The 18,048-nt window shown below is 45.4% G+C and carries 16 protein-coding genes; 2 read left to right on the top strand and 14 right to left on the bottom strand.

Annotated features, from left to right (window positions below; translation table 11 throughout):
- Positions 1-182: 182 nt before the first annotated feature.
- The 3 genes from QUB63_RS14040 to QUB63_RS14030 all read right to left on the bottom strand — a co-directional run bounded on the left by QUB63_RS14040 (position 183) and on the right by QUB63_RS14030 (position 1,148).
- On the bottom strand, positions 183-371 hold the full coding sequence (locus QUB63_RS14040) for a hypothetical protein (protein ID WP_332945865.1): 189 nt from the start codon (positions 369-371) through the stop codon (positions 183-185).
- 209 nt (positions 372-580) lie between these two features.
- Complete coding sequence (locus QUB63_RS14035; RefSeq protein ID WP_332945864.1) at positions 581-868, bottom strand: hypothetical protein; 288 nt, start codon at positions 866-868, stop codon at positions 581-583.
- Positions 861-1,148 (bottom strand): hypothetical protein, encoded by a 288-nt coding sequence (locus QUB63_RS14030; RefSeq protein ID WP_332945863.1) that lies wholly within the window; start codon positions 1,146-1,148, stop codon positions 861-863. The genes QUB63_RS14035 and QUB63_RS14030 overlap by 8 nt, the downstream gene beginning before the upstream one ends.
- On the opposite strand from QUB63_RS14030, the gene QUB63_RS14025 reads away from it, so the two are divergent.
- Entirely contained in the window at positions 1,091-1,528 is a 438-nt protein-coding gene (locus QUB63_RS14025) for a heme-binding protein (RefSeq protein WP_332945944.1), read from the top strand. The genes QUB63_RS14030 and QUB63_RS14025 overlap by 58 nt on opposite strands.
- Here the strand turns inward: QUB63_RS14025 and QUB63_RS14020 are convergent.
- The 11 genes from QUB63_RS14020 to QUB63_RS13970 all read right to left on the bottom strand — a co-directional run bounded on the left by QUB63_RS14020 (position 1,515) and on the right by QUB63_RS13970 (position 15,204).
- Positions 1,515-1,931, bottom strand: coding sequence for a secondary thiamine-phosphate synthase enzyme YjbQ (locus QUB63_RS14020; protein ID WP_332945862.1), 417 nt, complete (start codon positions 1,929-1,931; stop codon positions 1,515-1,517). The genes QUB63_RS14025 and QUB63_RS14020 overlap by 14 nt on opposite strands.
- 201 nt (positions 1,932-2,132) lie before the next feature.
- Complete coding sequence (locus tag QUB63_RS14015) at positions 2,133-3,242, bottom strand: glycosyl transferase (protein ID WP_332945861.1); 1,110 nt, start codon at positions 3,240-3,242, stop codon at positions 2,133-2,135.
- A 207-nt stretch (positions 3,243-3,449) separates the two neighbouring features.
- A complete protein-coding gene (locus tag QUB63_RS14010; RefSeq protein ID WP_332945860.1) occupies positions 3,450-4,544 on the bottom strand; it encodes a protein-glutamate methylesterase/protein-glutamine glutaminase in 1,095 nt (364 codons plus the stop codon).
- A gap of 6 nt (positions 4,545-4,550) precedes the next feature.
- Entirely contained in the window at positions 4,551-5,564 is a 1,014-nt protein-coding gene (locus QUB63_RS14005; RefSeq protein ID WP_332945859.1) for a hypothetical protein, read from the bottom strand.
- A 118-nt stretch (positions 5,565-5,682) separates the two neighbouring features.
- Positions 5,683-6,273 (bottom strand): Uma2 family endonuclease, encoded by a 591-nt coding sequence (locus QUB63_RS14000; RefSeq protein ID WP_332945858.1) that lies wholly within the window; start codon positions 6,271-6,273, stop codon positions 5,683-5,685.
- 386 nt (positions 6,274-6,659) lie between these two features.
- Positions 6,660-8,978 (bottom strand): methyl-accepting chemotaxis protein, encoded by a 2,319-nt coding sequence (locus tag QUB63_RS13995; protein ID WP_332945857.1) that lies wholly within the window; start codon positions 8,976-8,978, stop codon positions 6,660-6,662.
- A gap of 113 nt (positions 8,979-9,091) precedes the next feature.
- Entirely contained in the window at positions 9,092-9,691 is a 600-nt protein-coding gene (locus QUB63_RS13990; RefSeq protein ID WP_332945856.1) for a chemotaxis protein CheC, read from the bottom strand.
- Positions 9,692-9,701: 10 nt separating this feature from the next.
- The gene (locus tag QUB63_RS13985) at positions 9,702-10,064 is read right to left on the bottom strand and encodes a response regulator (RefSeq protein WP_332945855.1); all 363 of its coding nucleotides are present in this window, start codon (positions 10,062-10,064) and stop codon (positions 9,702-9,704) included.
- Between the two features lie 553 nt (positions 10,065-10,617).
- Positions 10,618-11,706, bottom strand: a complete 1,089-nt coding sequence (locus QUB63_RS13980) for an adenylate/guanylate cyclase domain-containing protein (protein WP_332945854.1) — start codon at positions 11,704-11,706, stop codon at positions 10,618-10,620.
- A 256-nt stretch (positions 11,707-11,962) separates the two neighbouring features.
- Complete coding sequence (locus QUB63_RS13975; protein ID WP_332945853.1) at positions 11,963-12,088, bottom strand: hypothetical protein; 126 nt, start codon at positions 12,086-12,088, stop codon at positions 11,963-11,965.
- 116 nt (positions 12,089-12,204) lie between these two features.
- The gene (locus QUB63_RS13970) at positions 12,205-15,204 is read right to left on the bottom strand and encodes a response regulator (protein ID WP_332945852.1); all 3,000 of its coding nucleotides are present in this window, start codon (positions 15,202-15,204) and stop codon (positions 12,205-12,207) included.
- A 479-nt stretch (positions 15,205-15,683) separates the two neighbouring features.
- Between QUB63_RS13970 and QUB63_RS13965 the strand changes: the two genes are divergently transcribed.
- Positions 15,684-18,026 (top strand): chemotaxis protein CheW, encoded by a 2,343-nt coding sequence (locus tag QUB63_RS13965; protein ID WP_332945850.1) that lies wholly within the window; start codon positions 15,684-15,686, stop codon positions 18,024-18,026.
- The last annotated feature ends 22 nt before the right edge of the window (positions 18,027-18,048 follow it).

Here is an 18,048-nt window from a genome sequence, read left to right as displayed (position 1 = left end):
GTGTGAATGAAGCGGAAAGTTTCTCTTGGCTTCCTTGTATTTAAGTGTATTTCTGAGTCAAGCCGCCCTACTTGGGCGGCTACGTTGGGCGGCTTGACTCAGAAATGAAAGTAAGTAGGCAAACAAAAACCCGGCTGTTATGCCGGGGAAAACTAAACCCTTAATCGGTAAACCAACAAACTTTATACCGCAGGTGGAACGGTCTGTTCGGATAGTTTAGATACTAGCTCTTGCAACTGCGACTGAGTGGCGCTTTCTTCTGTTACGTCCAGTCCGTTCTCTTCTTCGAGTTTTGCAATTCTTTCAGAAAGAATTGAGTCACGTTCTACAAGCGCTCTGAAAAGCTCAATAATCAGGCTCCAAACGTTCATTTTAACCGTCCTTACGCATTTTGCTGACGTATCAAATATAACACGCTTCGTTTATCTCAATTCCAAAAACTACGGCTTATACGGTTGAACCGAAAGTTAATGTATAGTTTTATACAAAATATTTAAGAATAGTGGCTTATCTCAGTTCTTTTGAGTCCATTTTTACAAGTAGCCGCCCAAGTGGGGCGGCTTGACTCAGAAATACACTATTAAACCAGCTTTGAGTTTTTTAGTTTAAGGCGTTTAATTATCTCTTTTAGTTCTGGTTTCATGTCACTTTTTTTAGGATTAATGCCCATGGCATCTTTTACAAGAAAAATGTCTAATGATTTTAGTTTGAGTAGTTCATCTTTTTTTCTGAGAAATTCCTCTCGAATTGCACCTTTAGTGGCTCCTGCTTTATCTCGCTCCGTACTTCCTTTGTTGCTGTCACCACTACTGCCACCGGGGACGCTTGTGCTTTTCTTGCCCGATGCACTTTTACTTGATTTAGCCACGTTCTAGCGCCTCCTTTATTGAAATTTCTCCCGGTCTGAACTTCCACTTAACAATCGGCACTAAACTTGGGTTTAACATTGTGCCTAGTATCTTTTCAACCTCTGCGTCTGTCTTGGCCTTTGATATGTTAATCTTTTTAGGCTCTTTTTTTCCAAAACCTTTGTGACCTTCGTAAATACTAAAACAAACTGGAAGTTGCTCAGATTCGAGCAACGGTTCAAATCCAGTCGCGTCTGCGACAAATTCAATTTTCCGAGCGTTTTCAGCAACAGCGGACATTATTTGAATACATCAGCAACAACCAAATTGCGATGACAACGCCAGTAGAAGCGCGCTACACAGAAACTTCCGGGCAAATCGATGCAGTTCCTGTGGCATTCGTTTCGTTCCTGTATCCCGCACCAAATATCGCCCCAAGCAGCGTTAACTCTGCTGTGGAAGTCACGGATACTTCACCGATGACAGTTGTCAGCATCGGCGTGGGCGGCGCCTACACTTGGGAAAGCTACGAAAATAACCTCCAGAAACTCAAAGATTGGCTTCAAGAACATCCCGAATACGAAATAGTCGGGCCGCCGCGCCGCTTTTTTTACAACTCGCCGATGACGCCCGAAGCAACTAAAATCAGCGAGGTACAAATTCCGATCAAACGCCGCTGACATGAACAACCAATTCGCGAATGTGGCCCCGCTGGCGGTGTTCCCAGAGATAAATTCCCTGCCAAGTTCCTAACAATAATCTACCGCGTGCGATCGGGATTTGTTCGGAAGTATGAGTCAGCGCAGTGCGAATGTGCGCCGGCATATCGTCTGGGCCTTCCGCATCGTGAATGTAACTCGCGCCCTCCGGTACAAGTTTAGCCAAAAAATTAGCCAAATCCGTCAGTACATCCGGGTCAGCATTTTCTTGAATCACCAAGCTAGCAGAAGTGTGGCGCAAAAACAAGCTACAAAGTCCCGTTTTAATACCCGAATTCGCTACCACATCTTCTATCTTAAGACTGATATTGTACAGAGACTTGCCTGTAGTTTTAATTTTGAGTATTTCCTGGTGATGAAGCATTCGATTTTAGATTTTAGATTTTAGATTTTAGATTTTGAATTGTGAATTGTGGATTGTGCCTGAGACTCTTGTAAACTCTTGAGTCGGCGGAGGCCGACATTGTTTGTGTAGGCGCGATTTCAATCGCCGTCACTCGATTTTAGATTTTAGACTTGAGATTTTGGATGAGATTGTTTGCAAAACTATTCAATCACCGTCGTCCTAATCCTCATCTTTAAAATAGTCTACAACAGCTTGGGCGAGATCCTCCGTACCATTTTTATCCAACTTATCCGACAAACGCGGCGGGTGCAGCGGCTTGTGCAAAAACCCCCAATCCCCCTCAAAAAACTCCGCCGCCGTCACAACTTGATGTTCCGCATAATTTTCAAGCCATTCCAACAACACCGCAGCTTCCGCAAAACCATCTCTCATAATAGAAACAACAGGTATTTCCAAGCGCAAAGCTTCCGAAAAAGTGCTGTATCCCGGTTTAGAAACCAAGCGCCCGCAGACAGGCATCATATCAACCGGTCGCGGTAAAATTGGGAAAGATTTTGCAAACTCCTGATTTTTGACTTTAATCAAATTCGGCAAATCGGGAGCTCCCGCATCAAAAGTAATAAATTGCCAGTCGCTAAATTGCTGTAGATTTTGATAAGGAATTTCCTCTAAACCCAGTCCGCCAAAAGTCAGCAATACAGTTTTTTCCAGCGGTGTTTCGATTCCGAATACTTCTCTAATTTGAGCGTTACTGTAGCGAGGATTGCCGCCAGTCAACCCGACATCTTGAATATTTGGGAAAGCTGGCATCGGTTCGTGCAAAGGCAGACGAAAAAGCCGATCGCACTTTCCGAAGCATTCACCAATCCAATCCGCCATTTCGTCAAACTCCCCGCCCCAATCTCGATAGATAAAATCCCACCCAAAATTGCTCATCATCCAGCAAGGAACCCCAGCCGCTGCTGCCATTCGCGTTGCCAAAGGAGGAATATCTGCCAGCACCAAACCCACCCGATTTTGCTTAATAAAATTCACTTCGCCGGCAATAATCGAATTTTGGTTTTTCCGAATTTCCCGCAATTTTTCCAGCGTCGCCTCTTTATCCATATGCAAACTGTCAGCTTGCACGACTCCGACATCAAAAGCGCGGGGACGGAGGATAAAATCGCCAGTAATATAACATTCTAGCAGCCAGCGAGGTGCTGTTGTGGTGATAATTAGTAAAATATCTGGATTTAATTCTTGAATTTTGGCAGCTACTGAAGAAACTCGGACAGCGTGACCGAATCCGTGATTCGTGATGGCAATATATAATGTTGGTCGAGACATTGGGAATTGGGAATTGGGAATTGGGAATTGGGCATCGGCCAAACAGGGCATTGGCCAAACAGGGCATCGGCCAAACAGGGCATCGGCCAAACAGGGCATTGGAACTAGAAGCAATCAGGCAACAAGGCACAGGGACTTACAATAACAAATAACAAATAACAAATAACAACTGTCAACTGTCAACTGTCAACTGTCAACTGTCAACTGTCAACTAACTCGATCGATAATTTCGGCAGCCATATCTTGCAAGGATACCACTCGATCGGCAAAACCAGAATTAACCACACTTCCCGGCATCCCCCAGACAACGCTGCTAGCCTCATCTTGAACGATAATCTTACCCCCAGCCTCCCGAATATTCTGACAGCCCAGCAGCCCATCCTGCCCCATTCCAGTCAGCACCACACCCAAAACCCCAGCACCGTAAATCTTAGCAGCCGATCGAAACAGCACGTCAACCGCAGGGCGGCAAGAATTTTCCCGCGCCTCTTGATGCGTGCGAATTCGCGCCCCAAAGCCCTGTTTTTCCAGCACCATGTGGTAATCACCGGGCGCTATCCAAGCCCGCCCAGGCTCGACAATACCTCCCGTCACAGCTTCCTCCACTCTAATTTTGCACTTTTCGGTCAGTCGATCGGCCAAACGCTTCGTAAAAACCGGAGGCATATGCTGCACAATTACAATTGGTACAGGGAAATTAGCCGGCAAATCCTGCAAAATAATTTCCAAAGCATTTGGCCCACCCGTCGAAACCCCAACCGCCACAATTTCGACTTTTGATTTAAAATTTACCGCTGAATTCGACGAAATTAAACGCGGTTGGCTTGGCGATTGTGTAGTAGCAACATTCTGCTTTTGGGGCACTGCAATATTCCCCAAATTAGGCCTCTTGCCGCCAGTGCAAAAAGCCTTAATTTTCGGAATCAATTGCTCGCGGATGTGCTCTAGCGCCGCTTCCTTGCTCTTCATATTGTGAGGCTTAGTCACGTAATCCGTAGCACCCAGCGCCAGAGCATTTAAAGTAGCAACAGCGCCCAACTCTGTGAGCGCGCTAAACATAATTACAGGAATATTCCCGTCAAGTTTTCGGATTGCCGCCAGCGTCTCCAAACCGTCCATTTCCGGCATTTCCACATCCAGCACAATCAAATCAGGATTCACCTGAGAAATCTTGGCTAAAGCAATTTTACCGTTGGGTGCAGTCCCCACAACTTCCAGTGCTGCATCGCCGTCGAGTACGTTACTTAACAATCGGCGCACCACTACCGAATCATCAACAATTAAAATCTTAATTCTGGGCATTTTGGATTAAACTCGAAATAACAAATCGAGCAGTAAGCGAGCTTGAAAAAACAGAATAAAATCGCCGTCTACGCGAACATCAATAATTTTGAAATGAGACACAAACAGTATAATTGTTGACCTCATATTAAAATTCATAGCGCTAAAAATTTCATCTGCCGAACCTTCTATATAGTGGGGAACTACATAACCGAGATTGTATTTTAATGTATTGCTAAACGTGCCAACGATACCGCTAATAGCTAAATTGCCAATTTCCCCCATGATGTCGGCTTTATCTTGCTTGAATTCCTCGCTGGCGACATCGCCGCCACCGTTGAGAGCTAAAACAAGAGCATCAGCAGCCTCGCAGGAAAACAACATCTGAGCCGAACCGGATAAATTGCCGTTAAAATCAATTTGCGCTACAGCTACTAGGTTTTTTCCCAAGGTTTGAATCAAGTTTTGTTGCAAAAATAGCGGGGACAGCGCTTGAGATGAAGGCATTTCAAATTCTACCTCACAGTCGATCATTTCGCTCATCTGAGAAACTGCTGTGCCGATAGCTTTGTTGACAACATCCTGTAATTTAGTGTGTTTTCCTGTTTCGAGCTTGCCTAAGTTGAAATTCCGCATTTGACTGTGGGAATCAATTGCACCGCCACCGTTTGGGTAGGCAGCAATTGCCACGGTGCGCCGCAATTCTAATTCATTGTTAGTTTTTTTGAGAGTGGCGAATATTCCTGCTAGCGACAAATACTGAATCATATTTTTTGCTAAGTCGTCGCTGAGCACGATCGTGGGTATTTCTAACAACTGCAAGAATTGGACGATCGCTAAATAATTGTGTTCTATGGCTGCAAAATCTAGGATGACAGCTTTGGGATGGTGGCACTCAGCGATATCTAAGCAATTGTATAAATCGGTAGCTGCGGCAAATACATATTCGTCTGCTTTTAAAGTTTCGCGCAATCTCTGATTTTCTGAATCCGAAAAGCCTCCAATCAGAATTAAAGAAATGGGTTTTGAGTAGGTTTTCATTTTATGGAATTGAGAATTGGGAATTGGGAATTGGTAATGGGGAATTAATTTTAAGCAGTCTTGGACTAATCGTGTAGGGTTCGCAATGTGTACCTTAACTTTACCGTGGATGTTGATGTTATTCCGTCTCCTCCGTCTCGAATACAACGGCTTCATAAATATCGCTCACAGACATTTGTACTCCCACAGAAGCAAAGGAAACTGTAGAGGTTTCTCCCTGATACTCCTGAAATAACCATTGTCCTGATTCATTCTTAATATACTGCTCAACCAAAAACTCATATTGATCGACTAAAATATACTCGCGTAACTCAGGAATAGATCGATAAAAGCGAAACTTGTTCTCTCTATCAAAATCTTCTGTAGAGTTAGAAAGCACTTCCACAATCAGCACAGGATTGAGGATTTCATCTTTACGTCCTTCGCTAAAAACTGGTTGTCCAGAAATTACCATGACCTCGGGGTAAGTTCCCCGGCGATGTCGAGGAATCCACAACCGCAAATCGTTCATAAATGCTTCGGCATTATTTCCCCGCAAAGCATATTTCAAGAAGGCATAGATATTGCCTGTTATCCGGTTGTGATTAATCGTGCCTCCCGTCATTGATACAATTGCTCCATCGCGATATTCACTTCTGAATTCAGCAGTTTTTTCTAACTGCCGATACTCCTCTGGAGTATAAAATCGGTGGCGTGTCTCGGTTAACATTTCGATATCCTGCTAATTGACTTTTGCTTCATCTTTAACTGGTTTCTAGTCCCATGTAGGGTGTGCATTAGTGTCAACTTAAGCCTGAAACCATTGAAAAATCTGGCTTTTATCCTCTTGCCAGATCCCCCTAAATCCCCCTTAAGAAGACCCACTTTGAGAGCTTCTTGTCCCCCCCTTGGGAAGGGGGGTTAGGGGGGATCTGGACCTTAATCGCCAGACAGAAGACCGGTACTGCATAAGACGTTAAGTTAGCACTAATGACTAATGACTAATGACTAATGACGTTCGCTCTTCGAGGACGCTCGCGCTGCTGACTAATGACTAATGACTAATGACTAATGACTAATGTCAACTGTCAACTGTCAACTGTCAACTGTCAACTGTCAATACTTAAACTGATTGACAAGTCCTTGCAATTGAGCTGCGGTTTTCGACAGTTCGATCGCAGAATTTTGAGTATTGCTAGCACTGGTGGCGGTACTTCCCGCTGCATCGGCGACGCTGGTAATATTGCGGGCAATTTCCGAAGAACCGATCGCAACTTGATTGACATTGCGCGCAATTTCGGTAGTTGTAGCCGTTTGTTCCTCAACTGCACTGGCGATCGTAGTTTGAAAATCGCTGATTTGGTTGATAATAGAAGTAATTTGGGCGATCGCCTGCACGGAACTTTTAGTATCAGCTTGAATCGCCTCCACCTTCTTGCTGATATCCTCAGTCGCCGCCGCCGTTTGTTTCGCCAACTCCTTCACCTCATTCGCCACCACCGCAAAACCTTTGCCCGCCTCTCCAGCCCGCGCCGCCTCGATTGTAGCATTCAGAGCCAGCAAATTAGTTTGTTGGGCGATCGAAGTAATCACCTTGACAACATTACCAATTTCTGCACTGCTAACGCCGAGTTTAGTAATAGTTTGATTCGTACTTTGGGCCATCCTCACCGCCGAATTAGCAACCGTCGCAGCTTCCGAAGCATTCTTAGCAATTTCCTTAATACTCACATTCATCTCCTCGATACCAGTAGCCACCGATTGAGTATTGCTATTAACTAAATCCGCCGCCGCAGATACCGTCCCCGCTTGAGCCGAAGTTTCTTCAGCCGCAGCCCCCATATTTTGGCTTTCGATAATCAATTCCTCCGAAGCACTGCTAACGGCGATCGCCACTTGGGAAATCTGTTGTACCTGAGCAGTCAAATTAGCCGCCATCAAATTAACATTATCCGTCAAATCTTTCCAAGTACCGCCGATATCAGGTACTGTCGCCTGGCCTCCCAACTGTCCTGCAACTACCTGTTTGGCCAGCCCCGTTACTTCATCTGCAAAAGTATTGAGCTGGTCAACCATTGTATTCAGCGTATCTTTCAGTTCCAGAACTTCTCCTTGAACTTCTACAATAATTTTCTTAGACAAATCTCCCTTAGCCACAGCCGTAGAAACTTCCGCAATACTCCGAACTTGTTCCGTAAGATTAGCCGCCATAATATTCACATTGCCAGCCAAACTCAGCCAAGTACCCGACAAACCCTCAACTTTTGCTTGACCTCCCAGTTTGCCTTCAACGCCAACCTCTCTAGCAACTCGCGTCACTTCTAAAGCAAACTCGTTAAGCTGAACAGTCATTTCATTAATCGTATTCTTCAGTTCGAGAATTTCCCCTTCAGCTTCCACAGTAATTTTCTTAGACAAATCTCCCTGAGCTACCGCCGTAGTAACTTCCGCAATATTGCGTACCTGACTCGTAAGATTGCTCGCCATTAAATTAACATTTTGTGTTAAATCTTTCCAGACACCAGCCACTCCGTGCACTTGTGCTTGACCGCCGAGTTTGCCCTCAGTTCCCACCTCTTTTGCTACCCGCGTCACCTCTTTTGCAAAGTCGTTGAGACTGTCAACCATTTGATTGAGAGTATCTTTCAGTTGCAAAATTTCCCCTTCGGCTTCAACTGTAATTTTTTCGTTCAAATCGCCGACACTAATCGCAGTTGCAACTTTGGTAATATTCCGCACTTGATTGGTGAGATTTGCCGCCATCAAGTTCACGCTTTCGGTAAGTTCTTTCCAAATACCCGATAGCCCTTCTACCCGTGCTTGGGTTCCCAAGTTGCCTTCGCTGCCAACTTCGCGGGCGACGCGAGTTACTTCTAAGGCAAAACCATTTAATTGGTCTACCATTTTGTTGAGAGTAGTCCCAATGCGGCGGAACAATCCTTTGATCGGTTTGCCTTCAAATTCTAAGCTAAATTTTTGTGACAAATCGCCTTTAGCTACAGCGTGCAGCACTCGCGCCATGTCTATTGTCGGCGCAACTAAACTGTTTAGCGTCGCATTCACCGCCTCAATACTGCTAACCCAAGAACCTTTAAATTCTTTGATTGCTGTTGGTTTTGGCACTTTTCCTTCTTCGGCAACTGCTTGGCTGACGCGCTCTACTTCCTCAGCAAATTTTTCATTGACACTCACCATTTCATTAAATACTTTGGCAATTTCACCCCAGCCGTTGTCAGCCGACAAACGAACGCTAAAGTCCCCATCTCTGACTGCTGCTAGAGCGATAATGAGTTGCTGCCGGTACTGGTTGTTGACAATCTCTGCTGTCACCCCGTTGGCGCCGGTTTCTGCAACTATTGTCCCTACCAAATCCCCGCTGGCATCCGAGTCAATGTCTGGAGATTCTGAGGCTGTTGATTGATTTTGTGTATCCATGTTTTAGCTAATTTTATACAATTTATCTGGGAAAAAGACCGATCGCACTTTGTAGCAGATTCTCTGCACTTGCTGTCCGAACCCGGTTTGGGCGAGCCTCCGGGAGAGGGGTATTAAGATGCTGCGGCGATCGCCTTCAGCAGCATCTGAAAGGAACCTACATCGAAAAACAGCAGAATGTCTCCTTGAATTTGCAGTTCTTCAATACTAAAGTGAGCCGGAGCTAACAGTACGCTGCCGCAATCCACCGACTGTTCCTTTAACAGCAATTCCTCAATCTCTTCCTCTGCGTAATAGGGAACCGCATAGTCTAACGGTTGGTCTAAAATGTTGCCAATGGAACCCATGACGCCGTTAATGACCATATTCCCCACCTCGCTGAGGGTACTAATTTTGAGAGAATCAAGGTCAGGACTTCCCTTTTCTTCGCCAGTGAGAACAGAGACTAAATTCACCGCACTGTCGGTAGGAAAAAGTAGCTGGGCGCTGCCGCTAAATGAGCCGCTGAAGCCTAGCTGCACGGTGGAAAGAGGCTCTATACCGAAGCGTTTTTTTAATTCGCTTCGCAGCTCCCGAGCCGATAAAAGCTCAATATCTGGAATCTGCAACTGGATGGGAAATTGAATCATTTCATTCAACATTCCAGCGGCACTTCCCACGCCTATATTGATCAGCTCCTTCAAAGCATCTATTTCATCTGCTGTTAGCTCCACCTCATATCTCCTATTTGCTATCCAGAGCTTTTTGAATTGCAGCCTGAATGTCTGGAGCTTTTGGGGGCTTTTTCAGCATCATAAATGCTCCCAATTCTTCGCACTTGTGCCGTGCGCTGTCTTGAATATCTGCAGAAAGTACGATTACTGGAATTTTCGATCCTTTTTCGCGCAGAGCTTTTAGCAGGGCGAAACCGTCCATTTCTGGCATCAACAAATCTGTCATGATGCAGTCTGGCGACTGGGATGCTGCCATATCTAAGCCTTCTTGTCCGTTGGCTGCTTCTATGACTTGATGTCCGGCTTCTTCGACAGCTTTGCGAATCATCCGCCGAGAAAATGCTGCATCGTCTGTAATTAAAACTAAACCCATTTTTGCGCGCTCCTTAACTTTAGTAATTGAGAATTGGGAATTGGGAATTGGGAATTGGGAATTGGGAATTGGGAATTGGGAATTGGGAATTGGTAATGGATAGTTTCGTATTATACGAATTCCCTTGGTGTCAATAATTGGCTGAAAACCTTTGTATCTCTGGTTTATATCCGAGTTTCGATCCCCCTAAATCCCCCTTAAGAAGAGGGACTTTGAGAAGGCTCCTGTCCCCCCTTTAAAAAGGGGAGTAGGGGTTGCCGAAAGAGAATGCTCCTGTCCCCCCCTTGTTAAGGGGGGCTAGGGGGGATCTAGACCTCAGCATCAAACAGTAGATTGATACTAAGTTTGAGGTGGTTGTTGACACGCTTTGTACGACTTCACATTTTCCATTGGCCATTATTCATTACCAGAAAGAATTGGTTTAAAGCCCCAAGCTTTTTCGCCCTTGAGAAATTAAAATCCGACTATTCATTACTCCAATCCTCTTCCTGCCAGGTAGAGGTCGCTCTCACAGGTCAACTGTCAACTGTCAACTGTCAACTGAATGAACGATTCAGGCAGTATATCTGTTGAGATGTTCCGAACAATCTAACAGGTAAGTTTTCATCTTACCTTTGCCTTTAACATCAATCATTCCCCTTTCAGCAAACAAATGTTTTTTTGACAACTGCTTGTAGGTGTCTTCTGTCACTTGAATGCAGCTTGGAAAACTGTACTGTTCCATGCGGCTTGCCGTGTTTACGGTGTCGCCCCAAAGGTCGTAGCTAAACTTTTTAGTTCCGATGACCCCTGCAACCACAGGCCCGGAGTGAATGCCAATTCGCAGGCTGTGGAATTCTTTTGTTTGCGCGTTTAACCGCGCCATAGCTTGCTGCATGGCTAGGGCCATTTGTACGATCGCGTCGGCATGATCGTCCCGGAGGATTGGCAATCCAGATGCTACCATATAGCCGTCCCCAATTGTCTTAATTTTTTCTAACCCGTATTCCTCGGTTAGTTTGTCAAATTCTGAGAAAATAGAATTTAGTTTGAAAATTAATTCAATAGGAGGAATTTCTGAGGCTAGCTTGGTAAAGCCTACCATATCAGCAAATAAGACGCTGACATTGGGGAAGTGATCCGCAATTACTAAGTCTGGGGTTGATTCTTCTTGCAGCCGCCGCGCGATCGACTCTGGTAAAATATTCAGCAATAATTTTTGAGTTTTCTCTTGACTTTCAATCAACTGCCTGTAAAGTAGAGACTGCTGAATCAAGCGCCGCACTCGCTGAATCAGCACTGGCCAGTGAATGGGCTTCGTCACATAATCTGTTGCTCCTACTTCAAAAGCTTGATTGACAGATTTTTTGTCGTCTAGTGCTGTAATCATCAGCACCGGGATGTTTTGCGTTAGGGGATTGGCCTGGAGTTGAGCGCAGCAAGTAAAGCCGTCCATTACAGGCATCATGGCATCCAATAAGACAATATCTGGGAGATTTTTTTGACAAATATCCAAACATTCTTGTCCGTTTGATGCCTCAATTACCCGGTAGCCTTCTTTTTCCATGATCCGGCGGGTAAATAGCTGCTGGGTTGCTTCGTCATCGACGATCAGAATTTTGGGTGTGGTTTGCGAGTTTCTTCTAAAGTCAGCGCTAATCATAGTATTGTGAAAATAGCATCAAGTTCAAAGCCAGAAGCAGATTTAATTTCTGCGTTGAGATAGATAAGTTCACCCTCGATCGATGCACAGGTCATTTTCAACACTTGTATAATCTCATACTCCCTCGAACACTTAACTTTCACCAACTGAAGGGATCGACTGTAACTTTTTATACTAGCAATTGGTGGCAGTATCTGAAAAGTTAGCGATTTAGTCGCCGCGTTGCTGTTGAGATTCTGTTGAGAATTGTATCAGATTATGTCAGAAAGTCTAAAGTTTTGTCATTGGCTAAATGGCCTAAAATGTTGAAGATTTTGGGGAAAACGGGCGATCGAACGCAGCGGGCGATCGATCGTCCCGCGTCGCGCTTGGTGCTGTGCATCTAGATTGTCTGTTATGTTCGAGGGTTCGAGGGAAAGAAGGGGAGAAGGGTTAGAGGATTCACGGCGAGTGGGGAATAGTTCATTGAAATATACAATTTAAATGCAGTACAGCTTATCAGTAACTAGATGCCAAAGCCGCTTTTACCCGCTGATACTCGGCTGCAATTTTGCACATCAGAACATCGCAGCCGGCGAGAGTTTCATTTCTGGCCAACTGTTCGAGCTGCGCGCACAATTGAAACAAAGGCATAGCTCCGACTGTGGTACAAGCACCTCTAAGAGCGTGAGCTGAGGCTTTAATTGCGGGAGCATCCGCGCCCTTGACAGCATCTGCGAGTTCCTGCAATTTTGGCGGTGCTACTTCCCGAAATTTCTCAACTAGCTCGATCCAAAATTCTTCGGCTTCTTCTCCCAATAACTCCCTCAATTCTTCAAAAGTTTGACTGTCAAGAGGCGGCACTTCGATTTCTGATTTGGCTGTTTCCAGTAGATAATTTTCCGGCGCTGCTGGCGGTGAAATTTCGGATTTCTCTTCCTCTAACTTGGGATGTGTCACAGCAGGTAAAGTCGGAAAATGAATATTGCCAGTACCCGCTATAATTTCCCCAAGATTAGGAGGATCTTTTGGCGCTCCCGATTGAGTTCCAGCTTCAATTTGTGAAATCAAAACGCCTGCGCGGGCGATTAAATTCTTTAACTCTGCTAAGGCCATCTCGTCGATCGCAGGCGCAACATTTTTAATCTCGTTTCCAGCAGCCCCAGCTTGGGAATAAGAGTCTGTCGGCGCCGCCTGCGGATTGTTCACCTCAGAATTGAATTTAGATCGCCCGGTTTCTCGATCGTACTGAGCGATCGCCTGAACTATTGCCTGCACTCGCACCGGCTTAGTGATATAATCATTCATCCCAGCTTCCAAACAAAGTTCGCGATCGCCCTGCATCGCATTAGCCGTCATCGCAATAATCCAAGGACGAGTCGATTTGGGATTTGCGATTTGCGATTTTTGATTGTTAAATTGCTCATCAATTGCCGTAATTTCAGAAGCATAAATTTCTGATTTTTCTCCATTATTTTCTAAGGGAAAATCTACCGAAAATCGCTGGCGGATGAGGCGGGTAGTTTCCAGCCCGTCCATTTCTGGCATCTGCATATCCATAAACACAATATCGTATTCTGAACGCTCCAAAGCATCCAAAGCTGCTTGTCCGCTGCTGGCAAAATCTGCACTGTAACCTAACTTGTTTAAAATCTGCCCGCCCACCATTTGATTGACTTCTACATCGTCTACTAACAAAATTTTTAAAGGCAATTTTTCGGCTAATTGCGGAGTAAATTGAGGTTGAGAAAAACACGGTTGATTTGCGGTGCATTCCCCGCCGAGGATGCGGATCAAAACTTCATGGAGCTGCGCTTGCTTAATTGGTTTGTATACAAAAGCTGCGAATTCAACTCGCCCTTGAACTTCCCGCGTCGATGGCCTGCCGCCAGAACTCAAAATCATTAAAGGTAAATTTTTACCTTGAGGAAATTCCCGAATTTTTTCGGCTAAAGTAATGCCGTCCATTCCAGGCATATGAAAGTCTAAAATCGCTAAATCAAACATAGTTTCATGTTGCAGCACTTTCAGCGCTTGGAATCCGGATTTTGCAGCGCGGACAACCATGCCCCAAGACTTAGCTTGCAGGGTAAGAATTTTGCGGTTAGTGGCATTATCATCTACTAGCAGCAGCCGCAAACCTGCTAGTTGAGGCTGCGGTGCATTCAGGTTTAATATTTCTCCATGAGCTGGTGCTGCCTGAGCTTTGATGCTAAAAGAAAATTTAGAACCTTTGCCGATTTCGCTTTCTACCCACATAGTGCCGCCCATGATTTCGCTGAGGCGTTTGCTGATGGCCAAACCTAAGCCTGTACCGCCGTATTTGCGAGTTGTGGAACTGTCAACTTGACTGAAGGCTCTAAATAGTATGTTTGTGCGATCGGGCGAAATTCCGATGCCTGTATCCCTGACAGTAAATTGAATTTCGTAATTGCTAATTTCAGATTGTTCTAGATATTTACAATCGGCAGCGCCGGAGTGTGTTTCAGGGAGATTCAAAACAGGTTTTTGACTGGATGCTTCGCTGTCAAACTCAAGATTTATCTCAGAAACCGAGTTGGTTTGCGTAACTTCTCCAGCAGTGTCGGGAATCAATTTTGCTGTTACTTTAACTACCACTTCTCCTGCTTCGGTAAATTTGGTAGCATTCCCCAGCAAATTTATCAATATTTGCCGCAGTCGGGTGACATCTCCGTACAGGAAAGCGGGGGCGCTGACATCGAATTCGCAGGCCAAGTCAAGCTGTTTTTCAGCAGCTTTCATCGCGACTAAATCTAAAGCTTCTTCGACACAGTTTCTCAGATTAAACGGTGCTTGTTCTAAATCCAGCTTGCCTGCTTCTATCTTAGAAAAGTCGAGGATGTCGTTAATAATTGCCAGCAAAGCATCGCCGCTGGTGCGAATTGTATTCACAAAATTGCGCTGGTTTGGCGACAGTTGCGTGTCTAGCAGCAGCTCAGTCATGCCGATAACTCCGTTCATCGGCGTGCGGATTTCGTGGCTCATCATTGCCAAAAATTCACTTTTGGCTCGGTTGGCAGCTTCGGCGTCGGTTTTGGCGCGTTTGAGTTCTTCTTCTATTACTAATCGGTGCTTAATTTCTTGCTGGTATGTTTGGATGCGGTGCGTCACTTCGGAAACATCTTGAACCGCGATTAAAGCATAAAAACCTTCTCCTTTAATCGCTGGTATGGGAGTGACGTTGGTGTTGTGAATTCGCGGTTGGCCGTTGGGTAGATTTGATGAAATCAGCGACTGGTGCAGTTGGGGAGAAAATACGGCGGGCAAGCCATTGTTAAATACTTGTTTTAAGCGAGTTTGATATTTAGGTTCGTCGAGTTGGGGAAAGTGAGTTTTTAGGTTTGTTCCTATTATTTCTTTTTTGACTCTTTTTGTCCACTGCTCTAGAGTGCGGTTCCAAAACAGCACGGTAAAATCGCGAGTGATGACGCACAATCCGATGGGGACTCGATCGAGGACGCTGAATTTTTGTTGCGCTTGTTCTATTTGTTCTAGCATTTTCTGTAGGTGAAGACGTTACAAAATTTATGTATAATTTAGAAGTTCTCAAAAATGTTGCTTCGGAGGTTAAAATGCCGAGTAATTTGGATCGAGTTCTTCGGCAAAATGCTATCTTATCACTTACGCAATAAACCAGGTTTCTACGATAAATAAGAGGTTTGGGGACAAATATTTAGGAAGAAACCGGGTTTCGGCGCGCTCAGAGTGTATAAGTCTTGCATCGCCTTTTGCACTTTGTCCCGTAAACTATGATACATATTTTCTGTGGCCAGAGTTCAACAACAGGGCTGCGAGGCTGCGATGTTAATGATTTTTCCTAATTCGTATAGATATAGTATACTGATGGGGTAAAGTTGGCAATCATCTACCTACGATCGCCCGATCGAGAGCAATGCCTCTGTGTGCGCACTACAGTTTTCAACTATTCGATAATTTATTGTAACCCAGCGTCAAACCGATGAAAAGGAACGGGATCGATGGAAATTGATGAAGATGTAAAGGAATTTTTGATTGAAGGCTACGAATACCTGAACCAAATTGAGGAGGATTTAGTAGCTTTAGAACAAAGCGATTCCGATCCAGAGGTGATGAACCGGATTTACCGCAGCTTGCACACGATTAAAGGCAATAGCGGTTTTTTGGGTGTGGAAAAACTCGAATCAGTGGCCCACGCGGGAGAAAATTTGCTCAGCCGTTTGCGCGATCGCACAATTGCGATGACTCCCGATATTACTAGCGCTTTGCTCTCGACAATCGACGCGGTGCGATCGCACATGGAGGCGCTGGAAAAGACAGGCCAAGAAAGCCCGATCGCCCACACCCAATTGCTCGATCGACTTTTGCAACTGCAAGAATCCGGTGCTGGCCAATCCCAATTGCAGCCGAGTGATCTCGCCCTTGAATCCGCCATCCCAGAAGTTGCCGCCCAGGAACCGGAAAAATTAGACTTGACAGCAGAGCCTTTGTGTGTAGATGATTTATTGTCGATCGACCAATTGCCAGTTTCCGCCGCTACCAATACTGCCACAGAACAGGTAAATGCTGCGGATACCGAGGGCGATAAATTCAAAATTTCAGACGCTGCAATCCGAGTAGATGTCGGCTTGCTCGACAAATTAATGAACTTAGTAGGCGAACTCGTTTTGTGCCGCAACCAAATCTTAGAATTTGCCAATACACAAACAGCAAACGCCCAAAATGACGATACATTAAAATCAGTATCAAGCCGCTTAAACTTAGTTACTTCCGAATTGCAAGAAGGAGTAATGAAGACCAGAATGCAGCCAATTCGCACTATTTGGAATAAATTTCCCCGCGTAGTGCGCGACACAGCATTCGCCTTGGGCAAACAGGTACAATTAGAGATGGAAGGCGAAGAAACGGAATTAGATAAAACCTTAATTGAGGCGATCGCCAACCCGCTAACCCACTTAGTCCGCAACTGTCTGGATCACGGCATCGAAACATCAGAAGTGCGCGCCGCTAAAGGCAAGCCCGCCATCGGGAGGCTGCTGCTCCGAGCCTATCACGAAAGCGGCCAGGTAAACATTGAAATCTCCGATGACGGCGGGGGAATCGACCCGGAACGGATTAAAAGTAAGGCGGTGCAAAAAGGAATTTTCTCTGCTGTTGACGCGGCGAAAATGAGCGATCGCGAAGCACTAAATTTAATTTTTCTGCCCAGTTTCTCGACGGCAGAAAAAATCACCAATATCTCCGGTAGGGGAGTGGGGATGGACGTGGTGCAGACAAATATTGAAAAAATCAGCGGCACGATCGAGGTTCACAGTCAAGTAGGTAAAGGCACGACTTTCAAGCTCAAAATTCCGTTAACCCTGGCGATTATTCCGACATTAATTATTACTACCGGAGGCTCCCGCTACGCGATTCCTCAAGTCAATTTGCTAGAACTGGTGCGGTTGGAAGGAGAACAAATTAAAAGCATCGAAATGTTTCACGGAACGCCCGTCTATAGGTTGCGGGGGCGACTGCTGCCGCTGATTTATTTAAACCGGGAATTGCAGATTGAGGGGGGGAATTTGGCAAGCGGCCAAAAATCCCAGTTTGACTTAGATGAGGCTCTGAATATTGTTGTGGTGCAAGCTACGGACAAACCTTTTGGATTGGTGGTGGATGCCATCAACGACACGCAAGAAATTGTGGTTAAACCTTTAGGAAAACAACTAAAATCTCTAGCTTGTTTTGCGGGAGCAACTATTATGGGCGACGGTAAAGTTGCTTTGATTTTGGACGTACAGGGGATTGCTCAGAAAACCCATATAACGGAGGCTCAGGAAAAGGCTATTTTAGCTGACGAAAACAGCCGGCGAGAATCTTCGGAACCGCCGCAGCAGTTGCTAGTATTTCAGGGCCCCGACTGTCGGCGGATGGCCATTCACCTATCGCGAGTTTGCCGCTTGGAAGAGTTTTCCCGCCATCTTTTAGAGCGAGTCGGGAAGCAGGATGTGGTACAGTACCGCAGCCAAATTATGCCGGTGATTTATTTATCGGCGGTGTTTGGTGGCGGCGCAGATGTGGCTAATTTGGGGCAGAATGGTCTTGACGGGCGATCGCGCGCTGCAGATGATAAACTACCGTTAGTCGTGGTGTCGATCGGCTCAGAGCATCAAGTCGGTCTGGTAGTCGATCGCATCCTGGATATTGTAGAACAGGCGATCGACATTAAAGGTGCAGCTACTCAAGCAGGAATTTCATATTGTGCTGTGATTCAGGGTCAAGTTACTGAAATCCTCGATGTCGATGCAGTAATTAGCGACAATTTATTCGGAGTCAAGCAGATGTTGGCAACCGCAAGATAATGCCATTAAAGGAATAATTGAA

It is taken from the genome of Microcoleus sp. ARI1-B5 (assembly GCF_036705795.1).
In the GTDB taxonomy this organism is placed as follows: Bacteria; Cyanobacteriota; Cyanobacteriia; order Cyanobacteriales; family Microcoleaceae; genus Microcoleus.
The sequence above is the reverse complement of the archived record's forward strand: the minus strand, read 5'-3'. Positions and strand labels throughout refer to the sequence as shown.